Genomic DNA, 17,835 nt, shown 5'->3' with positions numbered 1-17,835 from the left:
GAGCCGCCGCCAGAGCGACCCGGGCACTTTAACGCGCTAAAGTACCCGCATTATAGGCAGAGAAGTTGAGCGGCAATGTTAACAATGGGAGAATTACCAGCGAACGGCAACGGTACGTCCCGCGCACGCCGTCAGCGGCCCGATGCCCCGCGGTCGCCCATCGCCGCGGCTGCGGTCGCCGACACCCCGGCCAGGAGGCCGCTATGGCGGGACACCGCCCCCGAGCGGCGCACCTTCTACAGCTGGGCCTTGTCCACCGTGGGCACGGGCTCGGCGTATTCCTCATCCAGATGCCCCTCGTAGACGAAGTGCTTCGTCTCCCGGGCGATCATACCCGACAGCAGCAGCACCACGATGATGTTGGGGATGGCCATGAGGGCGTTGCCGATGTCCGAGATGGTCCACACTACGTCCCCCACCCCGATGGCCCCGAAGAAGGCCACGGCCACGTACACAATCTGGTAGGGCTTGATGCCCTTGGGCCCGAACAGGTAGGCCACGCAGCGGTTCCCGTAGTAGGACCAGCCCAGAATGGTGGAATAGGCGAACGAGCACATGCCGAGCACGAGGATGGGTGTGCCGAAGTAGGGAATCTCGGCGAAGGCGGCACTGGCAAGGGCCGCGCCGGTGGCGATGGAGGGGTCGGCGAGGATCTCCTGGCCGATCTCGGGATGGGCGATCATGGTGGACACGAGCACGAGCCCCGTGAGCAGGCAGATGACGCCGGTGGACCAGAAGGCGCCGGTCATGGAGATGAGCGCCTGGTCGGCCGGGTTGCGCGTCTTGGCGGCGGCCGCCACGATGGGGGCCGTGCCCAGGCCGCTCTCGTTGGAGAACAGCCCGCGGGCGCAGCCGAATTGCAGGGCCATGATCATGCCCGAGCCCACGGCCCCGCCGAAGGCGGCCTTCGCCGTGAAGGCGCACTCCAGGATGAGCCCCACGGCCTGGCCCAGCACCGGGGCGTTCATGGCCATGATGACGAGGCAGCCCAGGGCGTAGGCCCCGGCCATGACGGGCACGAGCCACTCGCACACCCGGGCGATGGAGTTCACGCCGCCGAAGATGACCGCCGCCACGGCCACTACGATGACCACGCCCACGGCCACGGCCGGAATGGCGGGCACCGAGGAGGTCACGATGCCGGAGATGGCCGCCGCCTGCACCGCCGAGCCGGTGCCGATGGTGGCGATGACGGCGAAGCCGGCGAAGGCCACGGCCCCCAGCGTCGCCCACCAGGGCACCGTGCCGTCGGGCCGGGCGAAGGCCCGCCTCCACACGAACATGGCGCCGCCCATCATCTGGCCGCGCCGGTCGCGCACGCGGTACTTCACCGCGGCGTAGGTTTCCACGTACTTGGTGGCGATGCCGAAGATGCCGGCGATCCACATCCAGAAGATGGCGCCCGGGCCGCCCGCGAGCAGAGCCGTGGCCACGCCCACGATGGAGCCGGTGCCGATGGTGGCCGCGAGCGCCGTGGCCAGGGCCCCGAAGCTGGAGATGTCGCCCTTGCCGTCCGGGTCGCTCTTTACCGACATGCGGATGGCCGCCGGCAGCTTGCGCTGGATGAAGCCGGTGCGGAAGGTGAGGTAGACGTGGGTGCCCAGAAGGAGCGCGATCATCGCCGGCCCCCACACGAATGAATCGATCGTTGTGAGAATTTCAGTCATGAGGTCCTTAGGGACTTGCCTGTCGGGCAAAGGAGCCAGAACTCCATGCCCCGACCGCCGAGCGGGGGCGGGAGGGCCCCGTGCTCAAACAAGTCCTCGCTTTCGGAAATAATGGTGGGAAAATTTTACACCATTATTTCCGAGACTGCGGAATCTGCGCGCGGGGCCCTCCCGCCCCCGCTCGGCTACTCCCACGAAAATGGGCTTCTCACTTAGCATTGCCGCAGTTCAGAACAATTCAGCTGCCCTTCCCTGCCTCGGTAAACGAGATCGTTACAGCTCCACGGGGTTCCAGGAGCCGTCGATGTCGCAGAGCCAGGCCTCGGCCTCTTCGATGGTGAAGAACGTGAGGGCCTCATCATCGGCGCTCTCCCAGGTCTCGCCGAGGGCCACCATGTGCTTGAAGCCCTCCTCGCGGGTATGGGCGTCGGCAGTGTCGGTCAGGTTCGCCTTCCCGCGCAGGATCACCCAGCCGGCACCGGGCTTCCAGGCGGTCAGCTCCACATGAGGGTTCGCAGCCATCTCGCGGTAGCAGTCCTTGGTGGTGGCGGTGCAGAACTGGATGTCGCCGTCCTGCATGATGGCGAAGCTGAAGGGGCGCACGTGGGGCCTGGCGCCCTCGGGGGTCTCCTCCACCGTGGCCAGGTACCAGGCGGGAATGCTGGTCAGGTAGCTGACGATGGTCTCTTTTCCTTGGGACATAGCGGTTCCTTTCTAGAGGAAGTTCACGATGATGATGGCGGCGGCCATGGCCAGGACAGCGGCCGTGCCCACCCCGTCGCGCCAGGTGAGGCGCAGGGGCACCAGGCGCGTGCGCCCCGCGCCCCCATGGTAGCAGCGGGCCTCCATGGCGGCCGAGAGGGTCTCCGCGTGGCGGAAGGCGCTCGCGAACAGCGGCACCATGAGGGCCGTCAGCGTGCTCACGCCCCCCTTGAAGGGGTTCACGTTGAAATGGGCCCCACGGCTGACCTGAGCCCGGTAGATAACGCCGAGCTCGGTCATGAACTGGGGCAAAAAGCGCAGGGCGATGCCGAGGATCATGCCCAGCTCGTGGGCGGGCACACCGATGCGGGCCGCCGGGGCGAGCAGGCGCTCGAAGGCCGCCGTGATGTCGAGGGTCGTGGTGGTCAGGGTGAGCAGGCTCATGCCCATGAGCAGCAGCAGCAAGCGGCAGCCGATGAACGCCGCCGACTGGATGCCCTTCTCGCTGATGCAGATAATGCCGAACTCGAAGTACACCGTGCCGCCCTGGACGAACAGCACGTTCAGCAGCGCCGTCAGCACCACGAGCACGAGCAGGGGTGCCAGGGCCCGCACCGCCTGGAGCAGCGGAATGCGACTCGCGGCGTAGAAGGCCGCCACGAACAGGGCCGCCACGGCCAGGGAAGCCGGGGTGGCCGCGCAGAACACCGCGGCCATGAGACCGAGGGACAGCAGGAACTTCACCCGCGGGTCCATGGCGTGCACCAGCGACTCGGCGGGCCAGTACTGGCCGATGATGGCGCGATCACCCACGGCCCTCGCCTCCCTGCTCCCCCGCCGCGCCCAGCTGGGCGGCAATATCGGCAGCCAGGGTCGCCTCGTCGTAGAGGGCCGCCGGCAGCGAGAAACCCGCCTCCCGCAGCGAGGCGGCGAAGGCCTCGGGGGCCGGCGCCCCCAGGCCCACTGAGCGCAGCCCGGCCCCGTCGGCGAACACCTCCTCGGGGGTGCCCAGGGCGAACACGCGGCCCTCGGAGAGCACGAGGATGCGATCGGCCAGGGCCGCCAGATCCTCCATAGAGTGGGACACCATGACCACCGTCATGCCCCGGGTGTGAAACGACGCGATGAGGGCGAGGAAGTCGGTGCGGGAAAGCGGGTCGAGACCGGCCACGGGCTCGTCGAGCACGAGCATCTCCGGCTCCATGGCCAGCACGCCGGCGAAGGCCACGCGGCGCTGCTGGCCGCCGGACAGGTCGAAGGGGCTGCGCTCGGCCAGGTCGTCGAAGGAGAGGCCCACCAGCGCCATGGCCTCCCGCACGCGGCGGTCCACCTCGTCGGCGCCCAGCTTCATATTGCGGGGACCGAAGGCCACATCGTCGTAGACCGTGGCGGCGAACAGCTGATTCTCGGGATACTGGAACACGAGCCCCACCCGCTGGCGCACCCGGGCGCCCACGCCCTTCTCGGCCAGGTCCTCCCCGTCGGCCGTCACGCGGCCGCAGGTGGGATGCACCAGCCCGTTCATGTGCTGGATAAGCGTGGACTTCCCGCTGCCGGTGTGCCCGGCCACGCCGAAGAACTCCCCCGGCTCCACCGCGAAGGTCACGTTTCGCAGGGCCCAAGCCGCGTCCGGGGCGTTGCCCCAGGCAGCCTCCCGCTGGGCGCCCTTTCCGCGGCGCCCTTTCTTCTCGGCGGCCTTCGCCCCGTCGTAGGAGTAGCTCACATCGTCGAACGCAAGGCGCATAGCTCCTCCTTCAGCTCGTCTTCGGTGATGCAGGTGGCCACGGGCACGCCGCGGGCCTGGAGCTGGCGGGACAGCCGGCAGGCGAAGGGTACCTCTAGGGAGAGCGCCTCCAACTCGTCGGCCCGGGTGAGCACCTCGGCGGGCGTCCCGTCGAGCATCACGGTGCCCCGATCGAGCACCACCACCCGCTCGGCCTGGGCCGCCTCTTCCATGTAATGGGTGATCATCACCACGGTCATGCCGGCGCCGTGCAGCTCGCGCACCACCCGCAGAAGACCGGCGCGGCCCCGGGGGTCCAACATGGCCGTGGCCTCGTCCAGAATGAGGATGGCCGGGTCCATGGCGAGCACGCCGGCGATGGCCACCCGCTGCTTCTGGCCGCCCGACAGCGCGTTGGTCTCGTGCTTCTCGAAGCCCATGAGACCCACCTCTTCCAAGGCCCGGGTCACGCGCTCGCGCAGCTCGGGGTTGGGCACGCCCAAATTCTCGGGGCCGAAGGCCACGTCGTTCTCAATGAGGCTCGCCACGATCTGATCATCGGGGTTCTGAAACACCAAACCAGCATTGGAGCGGATGAAGTAGGTGGCCTCCGGATCGCGGGTGTCCTGGCCGAACACGTCCACCCGCCCCTCATCGGGCACGAGCAGCGCGTTGATATGCTTGGCCAGGGTCGATTTCCCCGACCCGTTGCCGCCCAGAAGGCAGAGGAACTGCCCCTGGGGCACCGTGAGGTTCAAGTGGCGGAAAACGAAGCGCTCGCCGTCGTAGGTGAAGCCGGCGTCGCCGAAGTCGATGAACGTCTCAGTCACTTACAAGCCCTTTACTTGGTCTTTCTTCGGCGTGATCAGGTTGGAGATGGCCTTGTACACGATGAGCGTGAGCACCGAGTTCAAGATGCCCTTCAAAAGGTTGAAGGGAATGAGGATGGGCACGATCATGGCCACCACGGCATCCACCGGCACGCCGAGCCAGGCGGGAGTGACCACCAGGTTGCCGAGCACGGCCATGACCACGGCCACCACGACGCCCAAGGCCAGACCGATAACGGCGCCCTTGAAGGAGTGGATGCGCTTGTACACGAGGGCCGCCGGGAGAATATAGCCGATGACCACGACGAAGTTCATGAGCGCGCCAGTGAAGTCGGCGAACAGGATGCCGTGGGCCACCACGGAGATGATGCCGCAGGCAAGACCGGCCGCCGGGCCGTAGGCGAAGCCGCACACCATGGCGGGCATGAACGAGGCGTCGTAGGACAGCCACGCCACGCCGGGCAGCAGCGGGAACTCAACGAACGTGAGCAGGATGGAGATGGCGCACATCAGCGCGATGGTCACCAGTACGCGCGTGGACCACAGGTTGGTGTTGGCCAGCGACTTCTGGGCCGTAGGGGCCTTCGCGGGACGGACGGGGCTGCCGGCGGCAGCGGGATGGATCGTGGGCTTCTCGGCCATGATCGTCACCTTCTTTCGGCGAGGGAGCCTCTGGGTGCGGATTCGCCTTCCCCTCGCCAGAAAGAAAACGAGCCCGTATGAATTCGGTTCATACAGGCCTCGTAGGGTTCGCGCCCTCCCGCGGGAGGTACCGGCCCTTCGGGGCCGGTGCGCGAACATCTGCCTCTTCCATCCGGACTGTGACCGTTGGCCCCGGATTTTCACCGGGTCAGCCTGCGCAGGCGCAGGGTCGCGGGCTTGCGGAAGGGATGCGCATCCCGTGCCGCTTACCGCCAGTGAGGATTTCCACCTCGCCCTGAAACAGAATTCATGCCTTGCATTGTAGGCCAGGCGTGCCGCCCGCGCAAGCCCCAAGCCATCGGCATGATCGCAGGCTCCATAGGCCCCGGCGATAGGTGCGGCGCCGGGGGCGGGGCGGCGCGCCTCCTTTCCCACGCGGGCGACCTGTCGCGCGAGCCGACCACGCGCCCGCGCAAGCCCCTAAGAGCGCGGGTACAGCACGTAGCCGCGCTCGGCGGGGGCGCAGGAGCCCGAAGAGGCGTCGCGCCGACAGCGCTCGTGGGCGCAGATGTCCATGGCGAAGGCATCGCCCACCGCCCCCGAGGCCAGCACGGCCGGCACCGTCCCCTGGGCCACTGCGCGCCCGCGCTCCATCACCACGAGGCGATCGGAGTAGCGCAGGGCCAGATCGAGGTCGTGGATGACCATGGCCACGGTCTTGCCCTCCCGGCGGTTCAGATCGCGCACGAGGACCATAAGGTCGTGGCAGGCGCTGATATCCAGGTAGGTGGTGGGCTCGTCCAGCACGATGAGGTCGGTGTCCTGGGCCAGGGTCATGGCCAGAAAGACCCGCTGGCGCTCGCCGCCGGAGAGCCGGCGCACGTCTTGGCCGCGAAACCGCGCCACGCCTGCCCGCTCCATGGCCGCCTCCACCTGCTCGCGGTCCTGCGGACCGAGGCGGCCGGCGTGCCCCAGATGCGGATGGCGCCCGCAGCCCACGAGCGCCTCCACCGTCATGGGAGGCACCCGGGAGGACTGGGCGAGCACCGCCATGGTGCGGGCCCGCTGCCGCGGCGAGAGCGAGCGGCTCTCCTGGCCGGCCACCCGCACGCTGCCCGCCTGGGGGCACACCAGGCCCAGCGCCAGCTTCACCAGAGTGGACTTCCCGCTGCCGTTGGGCCCCACGATGCTGGTCACGCAGCCCGGCTCCACCACGGCCGACAGCCCCTCCATGAACGGCTCGCCCGTCCGGTAGGAGAACACGACGTTGCGGTACTCGATGGCCGGCACTCCCCCGGACCCGACACCGGCGGTATCGCACAGATCAGTCAAGGCCGCCTCCCTTGTTCTTCAGGATGAGATAGATGAAGAAGGGCCCGCCGATGAACGCCATGAGAATGCCCACAGGCAGCTCATAGGGGGCGAACAGCACCCGGGCCAGGCCGTCGCACCCGACGACGAAGGCCGCCCCGGCCAGGGCCGACACGGGCACCACCCAGCGATTGTCGTGGCCCACGAAAAACCGCATGAGATGCGGGATCACCAGTCCCACGAACCCGAGCAGCCCCGCAAAGCTCACGGCCGCGCCGGCCAGGACGGCGGCCACGGCGAGCATGCCCAGGCGCACGGTGCGCACATGAAGCCCCAGGCCGTGGGCCGCCTCGTCGCCCAGGGCGAGGATGTTCAGCTTCGCCGCTCCGGCTACCGCCAGCAGAAGTCCCACGGCGATGTAGAGGGCCGGCCACCCCAGATCGCGCATGAGCACGCCGGACAGGCCGCCCACCAAGAAGGTGGACGAACCGACGTAGGCATCCGGATCGACGATGAGGATGGTGTTCATACCCGCGCCGAACACCGTGGTGATGGCGATGCCGGCGAGCACCACGGTCAGGCGGCTTATGCCGGCGCCAAGGGAGAGCGCAAAGATGATGAGCGCCGTGGCAAGCGCGCCGGCGAAGGCGGCCAAGGGCGTCAGCCACAGGGCCCCCGGCGCCAACGACGCGGCCAGCAGGACGAACAGCCCGGCACCGGAATTCACGCCGATGACGTTGGGGCTGGCCAAGGGGTTGTCCAGCGCGGCCTGGATGAGCGCGCCGGACGTGGCCAGGGCGGCCCCGGCCAACAGGGCCGCCAGCACCCGCGGGGTGCGCACGTTCTCCAGGATGTTCTGCGCCGTGGCGCTCACCGGGCCGCCGGAGAGCCACGTCAGCAGCTCCGGCAGGCTCACCGACGAGGCGCCGAGCATGAAGCCGAGGGCCGTGACCACCGCCAGCAGGGCGACGGTCACGGCGACGACAATGACGTTGCGGGGAATGCGCCCCGGGCACGACTGGGCTTCCACGGCCTAGCGCTGTCCGTAGAGGGTGTCGGCCAGCCCCTCGTAGGCCTGCGCCCAGCGGGCATTGGGCTTAGAGAGGTACAGGGTGGGATCCAGCGTGACGTAGCGGCCGTTCTGCACCGCGTCCAGCGTGGCCCAGGCGGGATTGGCCGCCGTGGCCTCCTCCAGGTTGCGCGTGGCCGCCTCGGCGTCGTTGCCCATGGGGATGACGAAGATGAAATCGGGGTTCATCTCGATAATCGCCTCCAGGCTGAAATCCTTCAGCAGGCTGCGGTTCTCGTCGGCCAGGTTGCGCACGCCCAGATCGGCCAGCATGGCGCCGGTCTGGGTGCCCGAGCTCTGCACGCGCGTGCCGCCCGAGAAGGTGGTGAGCACGAGGGCCGTCGGCGCTTCGCCAGCGGGCGCCTGGCCCTTCACATCCTCGATGGCCGCAGCCACGGCCCCAGTGTTCTTCTCGTAGAGGTCTTCCCGTCCGGTGATGGCGGTGAAGGTCTCCATAAGGCGCTTATAGTCGTCGAAGGTGGTCACTTCGAAGTAGGCCACGGGGATGCTCGAGGCCACGAGGGCCTCCCGCAGATCGGCCTGGCTGGAATCGCCGCCGCGGCCGCCCGTGCCGCTCGTCATGATGACGAAGTCGGGGTCAAGCGCGATGATGGCCTCCAGGTTCACGCTGGCGAAATCGCCCACCGTGGCCACATCGGGGCTTGCGATGGTCCAGCCCTCGGCCGTGAGCGCGTCGTCGGACACGCCCACGAGCGTGCCGCCGGCCAACTCCCAGGCATTGGCGAAGCTGCCCATGCAGGCCACCACCCGCTGGGGATTGTCCACGGTCACCTCATGGCCGAGGTCGTCGGTGAAGGTGACCGGGCCCGCGGTCTCGGCGCCGGCGGCCCCATCGGCTGCCGGCTCGGGGGATGCGGCCGAGGTGGACGCCGCAGCGGGGGCCGTCTCGGCCCCGCCTGTCGCCGGCGCCTCTTGGGCCGCGCAGCCAACAAGCGCGAGCGCCAGCAGAGCCGCGCTCAGGGTCAGGGTGATTTTTTTCATTCAAACTTCCCTTCTTATTCGTGAGGCACTGGTTCGCCCAAGGAAATCAGCGAGGTTCCGACCGGTGCCTGGCATTGTGCTGAACCGCGGCTGAGCGGCCTTTGCGCCGCGAAGGAAAGCGGTGAAGCGCAAGGCCAGGTGCCCGTCGGAACCGCAGCGTCAGAACTTTCATTCGGCGCAAGACGGATGAAAGTTAAAGTTGTTGGCCGTGGGCGCAGTAGTCATCCTGGGCCAGGATATCGCCGTCGTGGTAGTAGGCGGCACGGGCCCGGCAGCCGCCGCAGCCGTCCTTGTAGTCGCAGGTGCCGCAGGCGCCGGAGTAGGCCTGGGTGCGCAGGCGCTCGAAGACGGGGCTCGTCTTCCAAATCTCGTCGAAGGGGGTCTCGCGCACGTCGCCGGCCTCCTCGGTCATGTAGGCGCAGGGGCGCACGATGCCCTCGCTGCCCACGACGCAGTAGGTGAGCCCGGCCAAACAACCGCGACTGAAGCGGGTATCCACGCCGAGCTGCTTGGCCACGCGGGTGAACTGCGGGGCGCAGGTGGGCTTCACGTCGATGGACACCTCGGCCGACTTCGCCATGATCTCCCGCAGCAGCGCCTCGTTCTCCAGCACTTCCAGGCTCGTCTCCTGGATGTACTCGCCGCGGCCCACGGGGATGAGGAAGAAGATGTAGTGGGCCTGCGCCCCGATCTGTTCGGCGAAATCGGTGATGGCGCACACCTCGTCGCGGTTCCAGTCCACCACCGTGGTGTGCAGCTGGAAGGGTAGCCCCGCTTCCTTGCAGGCCTCAATGCCGGCCATGGTGAGGTCGTAGGCGTTGGCCAGGCCGCGGAACTTGTCGTGACGGGCGGGATCCAGGCTATCCACCGAGATGCCCATGGCGGCCGCACCGGCCTCCTTCAGGCGGGCGGCCACCTCAGGGGTGATGAGGGTGCCGTTGGTGCCGAACACCGGGCGCAGGCCGCAGGAGGCGGCATGGGCCACCAGCTCGTAGATATCGGGGCGCAGAAGCGGCTCGCCACCGGAGAAGATCATGATCTTGAACCCGGCCCGGGCAATCTCGTCGATCATCTTCTTCGCCTCGGCGGTGGACAGCTCGCGCTCGTCGGCCTCCTCGGCATCCTGGTAGCAGTGCACGCACTTCAGGTTGCATTGGTTCGTGGTCATCCACGATACGATCATGGGGCTCTCCTTCTTCTCGTTCCCAACGATAGGAAGGATAGCCGTCCGCACCCCCACGCGGCATCACCCGAACGGCCTAGGTTGGCCGCCGAAAAAGTATCCTTAAGCTAACTGGTAGGAGAAATCCCGCACCGCGGCGGCCACGAGCGCCTCGCGGGACCGGACGCCCCCGGCCCGGGCCCAGGGGGCATCCTGGGTGAGGCGAGCCAGGTCATCGCGGTTGTAGAGGAAGGCATCGTCTACCCCGGCCACGCGCGGGTCGATAGCGCCGCCCCGATCCGAGGCGTCCACGAGGAGCATGGGCCTCCCCCGCCGCGCCCGCACGGCGGTGCGCACGAGGCGCTTGTCCAGCACGGGCACCGTGCCCGGCGCGGCCACCACCACATCGGCGTTGCCGAGGGCCACGGGCAGCGCCTCGGGCGAGACGCGCACCCCGCCCGCGCACCTGACCGCAGGACCGTCCCCGATGAGGGCGAACTGGGTCACGCCGGCCCGGGTGAGGGCCGCGGCGGCGGCTCCCAGCAGCGAGTCGTCCCCCACGAGCAGAACCTGGCGCCGATCGAGGTGATCGAACACGCGCTGGGCCAGGGCGGCCACGGTCTCGCCCAAGGCCGCCGCCGACTCCTCGGCGCCCGCGGCCGCCAACCGCGCCGCGAGGGCCCGGGCGCCGTCGGCGAGGGCTTCCAACTGCGAGCCCACCGTCCCCCGCTGCCGCGCGGCACCCACCGCCGCATCCAGAACCGCGACCCCGTCCTCGTCGGCCCCGGCGAACTCATCGGCACCCGCCACGGCAGCAAACAGGTGCGACGCCGCATCGATGCCCTCGGCGAAGTACCCATGGGCGGCCCCATCGGCCGGTGCGGCAACTCCGGGGGCGCCCCACAACGAGGACAGAAGTTCGTAGCCGTCAACGCCCTCCTCCAGCACGGCATAGGCTTCCAGACGCTCCGCGCCCACGAGCACGAATGCCTCGCTCACCCCGCGCCGACCGGCGACGGCCGCGGCCAGATCGCCCGCGGCCCCGGGGCCCAGAGAGCGGCGCAGAGAAAAGAAGGGGGCGCGGCGGGGGTTGGCACCGACCATGACGAGGGTCATGGCGTCACCCGGCCGAGACGGCGATGAGCACGAGCATGGCCGCGAAACCGCCGAGGGACAGCAGGGCCCGCGTGCGCGTCCCCGCGACGCCGGGCGCCAGGAAGGAGAGCCCGGCGTACAGGGCCCAGATCACCGACACCGCAAGCGACAGGGCGACCCGCGGGGCCAGATAGGCCAAATTCCCCGCGCACCGGGCATGGGCCATGGCGGCGAACTGGGCCACCATGTGGGTGAACCCGATGAGCATGGCGCCGGTGAACACGAGCAGTCCTGCCAGAGCCGCCCAGCGGGCGATCTTCCCCAGGGTATCGAGGGCAGGGGTGGCCATGACGAGCACCTGGGCGCTCCGACGGCGCATGAGACGGCGCTGGTACAGCAGCAAGAGCGAGGCGGCGGCGCTCACGGCAAAGCAGGCGCAGGCGATGAACACGAGCACGATATGGGGCACGAGGAGGGGCCACTCGTAGAAGGCCCGATTGCTCGCGCTCACGGGATCGAGGATGCGCAGCCACTGGGAGGCCACCATAAGCAGGGCGATGACCGGGGCCGTGACGGCGGCGATGGCGAGGCCGCGCTTCGTGATGATGAGCCCCACGACGGTGACCGCCGCGAGCACCCAGGAGGCCAGCATAGCGATGTTGGGACCCGACAGCAGGGTGCCCCCGGCCGCTGTCGACTCGATGCCGACGATGGCGGAGTGCAAGGCCGCGGCCCCGAAGAACAGCCCTCGGCCCCACCACGCGCTGCGATGCCAGTCGCGCAGGACGCCGACGGCCGCGCAGGCGCTCGCCGTGCCGTAGAGCAGGATGCAGAGTATGTCCAAACAGAAGACGACCATGGGTCGGGCGTTTCCTCTCTCGTCGAGGCCCATGATAGCGCGCCGCCCTCGCGCCCGGCATCACCCGAACGGGCTAAACGCCCCGGGCCCCATCACCGGCCGACCGAGCAACCGCGTTGCGGCGCCTACGGGCCGCCGGAGGCGCCGAACGCGCCGGTGCCGTGATCGCCCAGCTTCCTAGCAGCGGCGCAGCAGGCCGGTCTCGAAGCCGTAGGCCACGAGCGCCGCGCGGTTGGCGCGGCCCGACTTGGCGGTCATGTGGGAGAGGTGGGCCTTCACGGTCTGCTCGGAAAGCACTAAGCGGCCGGCAATCTCCTTATTGGAGAGACCGCCGGCGATGTAGTAGAGGATCTGCTGCTCGCGCAGCGTCAGCCCGTGATCGGGATCGGTGACGAGAATCATGGGAAGCGGGGCGCTGAAGGCCGGGGCCTAGGCGAAGTCGTAGAGGTCCTTTGCGGCCTCCTGGAAGTCGGCGTAGGCCTCGGCGGCGATGACCTCGTCATCCACCAGCTCGAAGGAGACCGGCTGGCCCTCGTCATCCACCTCGGTCACCTCCAGCACCACGACCTCGCCCGAGGACGTGGCCGGATGCTCGTCGTCGATAGGGAAGAAGAACCCGAACGAGCTCTCCCCCTTCAGCACCAGGCCGAGGAACTCCAGCTCGACCTGCTCGCCCTTCTCGTCCACCAAGGTGATGGTGATGCCCTCCTCGGTCGGCGGGCAGAAATTGGGGGCGGAACCTTCGCGTACCATGAAAACCTCTTTCGTCTCAACTACGGAAAAGCCCAGAGGGGACACGGGGTGTTCTGACCGAGCGAGTTCCGCAGCGACGGGAACAGAACTAAATGTCCTGTTCCCCCAAGCGAGGACTGTAGAGCGAATCAGAATACCCCGTGGCCCCGACCGGCACAGGCCGCTATTGGGCCCGTCCGTGGCGGTGCTTTTTCTTCTTGTTGCTCGCTGACTTCGGCTTGGCCGGGGCGGCGTGCTTGCCCGTCGGCGTCACCTCGCCGGCAGCCTCGGCCACGGGAGCCTCGGCGCGCTGGGCCTCCAAACGGGCCAGGGGCACCTGGGCGATGCCGGTGGAGGCCGAGTGATCGAACTCGAAGCGGCCGATCTCGGTGCCGTACTTCTTCTGCAGCTTCGCGAACTTCGGCTCGCGGGTCTTCCACAGGCAGTACAGCGGACACGCGATGGCGATGGACGAGTAGGAGCCGGCGATGAGGCCGATGGCCATGGCGAAGGCGAAGTCCTTCAGGGTCTCGCCGCCGAACAGCAGCATGGCGAACACGGGGATGAACGAGGTGAGCGTCGTGTTGATGGTGCGGATGAACACCTGGTTCATGGAGTGGTTGGCCATGGTCATGAAGGTGCAGCGGATGTCCTCGCCCTTCATGTTGTCGTTGATGCGGTGGAACACGACCACGGTGTCGTAGAGCGAGTAGCCCAAGATGGTCAGCAGGGCCGCGATGGTGTTCGGGTTCACTTCCCGGCCCACCAAAGCGTAGATGCCCACCACCAGAATGAGGTCGTGCAACAGCGCCACGATGGCCATGACGCCCATCTTGTACTCGAAGCGGATGGCGATGTAGACGATGATGAGCAGGATGGACACGAGGAAGGCGATGACCGAGCTCTGGATGACGCTGGCGCCCCAGTCTGGGCCGATGGTGGTCACCTCGAAGTCGCTGGACTCCAGGCCGAGCTTGTCGGCCACCTGGTTGGCGCGGGCCGTGGCGTCCTCGGCCGACGTGGTGGTGGTGCGCACGAGGAAGCCGGACTCGCCGCCCGTCTCGGTGGTCTGGATGACCGCGTCGGGCTCGCCGGCCTCGTTGAAGGCGTCGCGCATCTGCTCGATGGTCACGTCGCCCGTGCCGTGGAAGGCCACGGAGGTGCCGCCCACGAACTCGATGCCGAAGTTCAGGCCGCGCACGCCCACCACGACAAAGCACAGGGCCATGGCGATGGCGGCGGCGGTCAGGAAGATCTTGCGGTAGCCGAGGAAGTTGATGTCGTGCTTGATGAAGCGGCCCTTGATCTTGCGCACGGCCCTCACCGTCTGGGAGGCGCCGGCCGGGTCGTCCTCTTCCACGATGGCGCGGGTCTCGGCGGCGTTCATCTGGGAACCGGTCTCGGCGTCGCGCTCAGATACACCCTCGGCCGCGGCCAGCTCGGCGTAGCCCTTGGAGGCCTCGATGGAATCCTTGATGCCCCAGAAGCCGGGATGGCGGGCGATGACCTTCGGGGCCAGCAGGCGGATGAGCGGCGCCTTGAAGATGACCATCATCACGATGTCGCAGATGATGCCGAGCGCCAGCGTCATACCGAAGCCCTTGACCGAGGAGGCGGCCAGGAAGAACAAGCACAGCGCCGAGACCATGGTCACCAGGTCGGCGTCGATGGAGGTGAAGATAGCGTGCTTCACACCGGTGAGCGAGGCGGCCTTCACCGAACGGCCCATGCGAATCTCCTCGCGGAAGCGCTCCACGGTGAGGATGGAGGAGTCGGCGGCCATGCCGATGGTGAGCACGATACCGGCGATGCCGGCCAGCGACAGGCTGAACAGGCCGAAGGCAGACAGGGCTGCCAGGATGCCCAGGTAGAGCACCGCGAACACGGCCATGGCCGCGGCGGTGATGAGACCGAGGCCCTTGTAGAAGAACAGCAGGTACAGCATCACGAGCGCCAGGCCGATCAGGGCCACGACGACGCCGGAGACGAGAGCGTCCTGGCCGAGGGTGGGGCCGACCACCTGGGACTGGGCGTACTCGAAGGACACGGGCAGCGAGCCGGACTCCAGGATGGTCTGGAGGTTCTTGGCCTCGTCCAGGGTGTAGCCGCCCGTGATCTGCACTTCGCCGTTGGGAATCTCGGACTGCACGGCCGGGGCCGACTGCACCTCGCCGTCCAGGATGATGACGATGAGGCCGTGGTCGGCTACCAGGTCGCGAGAGGCCTCGGCGAAGGCCTTGGTGCCCTGGCTGTTCAGGGTGATGTTCACGGCATAGTCGACAGAACCTTCCCGCTCCTTGCCGATCTGCACGTTGGTGATGTCGGCGCCGGTGACGATGGGGGTGTAGGTGCCCGGCTCCACCTTCAGATGCTCGGTCTTGCCCGAGGGGAAGGCGTTGCCGAACTCGTCGGTCACGGTGCCCTCGCCGGCGTACTGGCCGTTCTCGATGGCTTCCTTCACTTCCTCGTCGGTGAAGGAATCCAGGCGGGCGAACTCCAGCGAGCCCGTGCGGCCGATGGTGGCCAGAGCCTGCTCGGTGTCGGACAGACCCGGGATCTGCACGAGGATCTGGTCGGAGCCCTGCTCCTGCACCGTGGCCTCCGAGGCGCCGAGCGCATTCACGCGGCTCTCGATGATGGCCCGGGACTTCTCCATGTCCTCGGGGGTGACCGGCTCGCCGTCGGTGGACTTCGCCGTCAGCACCACGGACAGGCCGCCCTGGATATCGAGGCCCTGGTTGATCTTCTCGTTGGGCGGCGTGAACAGCACCGCCGACACGACGACGAGCAGCGTAGTGAGAATGAGCAGCCAGATGTTGCGGCGATCGTGCGTGCGCGCCGGCTTCTTCTTGACATTGCGTTCCAGTGCCATGGGACTTGCCTTTTCTTTCCGTATCGCGAATCTCTTCTCAGCGAACGGCGCCGCATCCTCCCCGAGCGCGGCGCATTCACGTTAACTTGCCTATTGTGCCATAAAAGAACTGCCGTGAACAGCCGCTATTTCCCTTACCCCACCTCCGTGCCCTGTCGCAGCCGCAGCGGGACCGCCCGACCGCGCCCCGAGCATCCGCCGCCCGACGGGCCGCCCCGCCCTAGCGGCCCAGCAGGGCCGCGAGCTCGCGGCGGTTGGCGACGCCGCATTTCTCGTAGATGTGGCTCGTGTGGGCCTTCAGAGTGCCCTCGGCAATGAAGAGCTCGCTGCGGATGGCCGGGCCGTTCTTCCCCTGGGCGATAAGGTGCAGGATCTCGGTCTCGCGCGGGGTGAGGCGGGCATGCTCGGCCAGCTCGGCCACCCGGGCCTCGCGGCGCTCCTCGTCGGGGGTCTTCTCCACGAGGCCGCCCACGTCCAGGATGCGCACGCCCCAGCGGCTGGCCAGCTCCTTCTCCGAGAGCAGGATGAGCATGGCCGCCACCATCATGGCCACCACGAGCCCGGCGATGAGGGCATCCTGCACACCGGCGGGAAGACCCGCGGCCCCCAGGGCCTCCGAGGCGCCCTTGCCCCCGATGACGAAGATCTGCTCGGCCCCCTTGACGGCGGCGAAGGCCACCACGGTCACGCCGAGGCGCTTCGCGATATCGTAGAGCAGCAGCGCCACGATGATGCCCACGAGCGAGTAGCTCATGGAGATGAGGTAGCTGGAGGCCGCCGCCCCGAAGACCCCCTCGCTCGGCACGAGCAGAAAGCCGCACACGATGAGCACGAAGGGCGACCGGTACAGGGCGCCGATGTTGAGCCGGCTCGAGAAGAAGTAGGCGCCGGCGAAGAGCACCGCCATGACGATGGCCGTGGACAGGGACGAGTGCATACCGGCCCCGGCGGCCAACTGGTGCTGGCGCAGGCCGTAGGCGAAGGAAAACAAAGCCAGCAGCGCGAAGATCTTCCACGGGTAGGTGAACTTCGGCACCACCGGCGAGGGGCGGTCGGCCAGGGGCAGGGCGCGGAAGGCCCTCCGCAAACAGAGGATGGCGGCCACGGGCAGGGCCACCATGGCGCAGGCCACCCGCAGACCGTCGAGGCCGCCGCAGAAGAACACGAAGACCACGGCCGCAAGCTGCGAGGCCGTGGTGTACAGGAAGACGCGGATGAGGGAGATGCAGCTGAGGACCTCGGCCCACAGCACCAGGAAGAGCCCGAAGCCGAGGCCGCCAAGGGCCGCGCCGAGCACGGCGAGAGCTGCCGGTGCGCCTGCGGGAAGGGATGCCGCCCCCGCGGCAATGAGGGCAAGGGAGGCGGCCACCATGGCGCCGGCGGACACCGCGCGCACTGCACCGGTGGCGTTCAGGGGCACGAGGCGCCGGGCCGCGAGGGCCACGGCGATGGAGATGAGGACCATGGCGCAGTCGAAGACATCGTGCAGATCAAAGGGGGCCGGCAGGGCCAGGGCCGGGGCCGCCACGGCCAGGGTCACCCAGGCCCGGGCGCAGCCGAGCGCGAACAAGTAGGGCAGGATGCCCGCCAGGTAGAGGGCGCGATCCTCCCTCCCCTTCCGTATGTCAGCCAGCAGCTTCCCCATGGGGGCAGTATAGCAGGTCGCGGGCTGTCGGGGCACCCGTCGCACTCGCCATCCGCGCAGGCATCCCGCGGCGGCATCACCGGCAAGCGGGCGCCCCCGGCGGCCGCCTCGGGAGGCGCCAACGCCGCGGCCGCAGTCGTCGCAAGCGCGGCAACCCCTGGTGCCGCCCCCCTTCCAGCTACTCCCCCCCCGCACAGAGGCCCGACCGCAGGGAGGGAGGCGGCCGGGCCTTGAGGGAGGGAGATAGCTTATGGGAGCGGCAACGCTGGCGCGGAACCCGCGACCACCGGAGCGCCTATCGGCTCGCGACGAGCTTGCCGGTATAGTAGCCGGAGGTGATGGCGCGGCCGATGGAGAGGCCCTCGATGTCCATGGGGTAGTCCACGCCGCCGAAGAACTGGCCCGAGGCGTTGCCCACGGCGAACAGGCCGGCGATGGGCTCGAAGGCCTCGTTCAGGCACTGGTGATCGCCGTTGACCACCAGACCGCCCAGGATGGCCGGCAGCTTGTTGGAGCCGCGGGGA

Annotated in this window: 17 protein-coding genes and 1 riboswitch; all 17 genes read right to left on the bottom strand. The window is 68.4% G+C overall.

Going from position 1 to position 17,835, the window contains the following annotated elements; genetic code table 11:
- Window positions 1-236 precede the first annotated feature (236 nt).
- Complete coding sequence (locus ACTOXK_RS09305) at window positions 237-1,667, bottom strand: alanine/glycine:cation symporter family protein (RefSeq protein ID WP_482276732.1); 1,431 nt, start codon at window positions 1,665-1,667, stop codon at window positions 237-239.
- Between the two features lie 273 nt (window positions 1,668-1,940).
- The gene (locus ACTOXK_RS09300; protein ID WP_482276731.1) at window positions 1,941-2,369 is read right to left on the bottom strand and encodes a pyridoxamine 5'-phosphate oxidase family protein; all 429 of its coding nucleotides are present in this window, start codon (window positions 2,367-2,369) and stop codon (window positions 1,941-1,943) included.
- 12 nt (window positions 2,370-2,381) lie between these two features.
- Entirely contained in the window at window positions 2,382-3,182 is an 801-nt protein-coding gene (locus ACTOXK_RS09295) for an energy-coupling factor transporter transmembrane component T family protein (RefSeq protein WP_482276730.1), read from the bottom strand.
- Window positions 3,175-4,113 carry an energy-coupling factor transporter ATPase gene (locus ACTOXK_RS09290; RefSeq protein WP_482276729.1) on the bottom strand — a complete coding sequence of 313 codons (939 nt, stop codon included), beginning with the start codon at window positions 4,111-4,113 and terminating at the stop codon, window positions 3,175-3,177. The genes ACTOXK_RS09295 and ACTOXK_RS09290 overlap by 8 nt, the downstream gene beginning before the upstream one ends.
- Window positions 4,089-4,922, bottom strand: a complete 834-nt coding sequence (locus tag ACTOXK_RS09285; protein ID WP_482276728.1) for an energy-coupling factor transporter ATPase — start codon at window positions 4,920-4,922, stop codon at window positions 4,089-4,091. The genes ACTOXK_RS09290 and ACTOXK_RS09285 overlap by 25 nt, the downstream gene beginning before the upstream one ends.
- Window positions 4,923-5,564 carry an ECF transporter S component gene (locus tag ACTOXK_RS09280; RefSeq protein ID WP_482276727.1) on the bottom strand — a complete coding sequence of 214 codons (642 nt, stop codon included), beginning with the start codon at window positions 5,562-5,564 and terminating at the stop codon, window positions 4,923-4,925.
- A gap of 156 nt (window positions 5,565-5,720) precedes the next feature.
- Window positions 5,721-5,871, bottom strand: a riboswitch (FMN riboswitch).
- Window positions 5,872-6,044: 173 nt separating this feature from the next.
- Complete coding sequence (locus ACTOXK_RS09275; RefSeq protein ID WP_482276726.1) at window positions 6,045-6,896, bottom strand: ABC transporter ATP-binding protein; 852 nt, start codon at window positions 6,894-6,896, stop codon at window positions 6,045-6,047.
- A complete protein-coding gene (locus ACTOXK_RS09270) occupies window positions 6,889-7,905 on the bottom strand; it encodes a FecCD family ABC transporter permease (protein WP_482276725.1) in 1,017 nt (338 codons plus the stop codon). The genes ACTOXK_RS09275 and ACTOXK_RS09270 overlap by 8 nt, the downstream gene beginning before the upstream one ends.
- Before the next feature lie 3 nt (window positions 7,906-7,908).
- Window positions 7,909-8,946, bottom strand: coding sequence for an ABC transporter substrate-binding protein (locus ACTOXK_RS09265; RefSeq protein ID WP_482279912.1), 1,038 nt, complete (start codon window positions 8,944-8,946; stop codon window positions 7,909-7,911).
- Between the two features lie 193 nt (window positions 8,947-9,139).
- Window positions 9,140-10,129: a putative heme d1 biosynthesis radical SAM protein NirJ2 gene (gene nirJ2, locus ACTOXK_RS09260; RefSeq protein WP_482276723.1), complete on the bottom strand. Its 990-nt coding sequence runs from the start codon at window positions 10,127-10,129 to the stop codon at window positions 9,140-9,142.
- 102 nt (window positions 10,130-10,231) lie between these two features.
- Window positions 10,232-11,224: a glutamyl-tRNA reductase gene (locus tag ACTOXK_RS09255; protein ID WP_482276722.1), complete on the bottom strand. Its 993-nt coding sequence runs from the start codon at window positions 11,222-11,224 to the stop codon at window positions 10,232-10,234.
- A 4-nt stretch (window positions 11,225-11,228) separates the two neighbouring features.
- Window positions 11,229-12,062 carry a hypothetical protein gene (locus ACTOXK_RS09250; protein WP_482279437.1) on the bottom strand — a complete coding sequence of 278 codons (834 nt, stop codon included), beginning with the start codon at window positions 12,060-12,062 and terminating at the stop codon, window positions 11,229-11,231.
- A 177-nt stretch (window positions 12,063-12,239) separates the two neighbouring features.
- The gene (locus ACTOXK_RS09245) at window positions 12,240-12,464 is read right to left on the bottom strand and encodes a response regulator transcription factor (RefSeq protein ID WP_482276720.1); all 225 of its coding nucleotides are present in this window, start codon (window positions 12,462-12,464) and stop codon (window positions 12,240-12,242) included.
- A 27-nt stretch (window positions 12,465-12,491) separates the two neighbouring features.
- Complete coding sequence (locus ACTOXK_RS09240; protein ID WP_482276719.1) at window positions 12,492-12,815, bottom strand: DUF1292 domain-containing protein; 324 nt, start codon at window positions 12,813-12,815, stop codon at window positions 12,492-12,494.
- Window positions 12,816-12,978: 163 nt separating this feature from the next.
- The gene (secD, locus tag ACTOXK_RS09235) at window positions 12,979-15,666 is read right to left on the bottom strand and encodes a protein translocase subunit SecD (RefSeq protein WP_482276718.1); all 2,688 of its coding nucleotides are present in this window, start codon (window positions 15,664-15,666) and stop codon (window positions 12,979-12,981) included.
- A 220-nt stretch (window positions 15,667-15,886) separates the two neighbouring features.
- Window positions 15,887-17,347 (bottom strand): helix-turn-helix transcriptional regulator, encoded by a 1,461-nt coding sequence (locus ACTOXK_RS09230; protein WP_482279438.1) that lies wholly within the window; start codon window positions 17,345-17,347, stop codon window positions 15,887-15,889.
- A 259-nt stretch (window positions 17,348-17,606) separates the two neighbouring features.
- Window positions 17,607-17,835 (bottom strand): FAD-binding protein (locus ACTOXK_RS09225; protein WP_482279911.1); only part of this gene is annotated, 229 nt, incomplete at its 5' end.

The sequence above is a fragment of the Adlercreutzia sp. genome (genome assembly GCF_056795635.1).
The sequence above is the reverse complement of the archived record's forward strand: the minus strand, read 5'-3'. Positions and strand labels throughout refer to the sequence as shown.

Excerpts from the sequence above, each read along its gene's own strand:
- ACTOXK_RS09305 (WP_482276732.1), bottom strand. The coding sequence starts at position 1,667 with ATGACTGAAATTCTCACAACGATCGATTCATTCGTGTGGGGGCCGGCG.
- ACTOXK_RS09300 (WP_482276731.1), bottom strand. The coding sequence starts at position 2,369 with ATGTCCCAAGGAAAAGAGACCATCGTCAGCTACCTGACCAGCATTCCC.
- ACTOXK_RS09290 (WP_482276729.1), bottom strand. The coding sequence starts at position 4,113 with ATGCGCCTTGCGTTCGACGATGTGAGCTACTCCTACGACGGGGCGAAG.
- ACTOXK_RS09280 (WP_482276727.1), bottom strand. The coding sequence starts at position 5,564 with ATGGCCGAGAAGCCCACGATCCATCCCGCTGCCGCCGGCAGCCCCGTC.
- ACTOXK_RS09265 (WP_482279912.1), bottom strand. The coding sequence starts at position 8,946 with ATGAAAAAAATCACCCTGACCCTGAGCGCGGCTCTGCTGGCGCTCGCG.
- nirJ2 (WP_482276723.1), bottom strand. The coding sequence starts at position 10,129 with ATGATCGTATCGTGGATGACCACGAACCAATGCAACCTGAAGTGCGTG.
- ACTOXK_RS09255 (WP_482276722.1), bottom strand. The coding sequence starts at position 11,224 with ATGACCCTCGTCATGGTCGGTGCCAACCCCCGCCGCGCCCCCTTCTTT.
- ACTOXK_RS09250 (WP_482279437.1), bottom strand. The coding sequence starts at position 12,062 with ATGGTCGTCTTCTGTTTGGACATACTCTGCATCCTGCTCTACGGCACG.
- ACTOXK_RS09245 (WP_482276720.1), bottom strand. The coding sequence starts at position 12,464 with ATGATTCTCGTCACCGATCCCGATCACGGGCTGACGCTGCGCGAGCAG.
- ACTOXK_RS09240 (WP_482276719.1), bottom strand. The coding sequence starts at position 12,815 with ATGGTACGCGAAGGTTCCGCCCCCAATTTCTGCCCGCCGACCGAGGAG.
- secD (WP_482276718.1), bottom strand. The coding sequence starts at position 15,666 with ATGGCACTGGAACGCAATGTCAAGAAGAAGCCGGCGCGCACGCACGAT.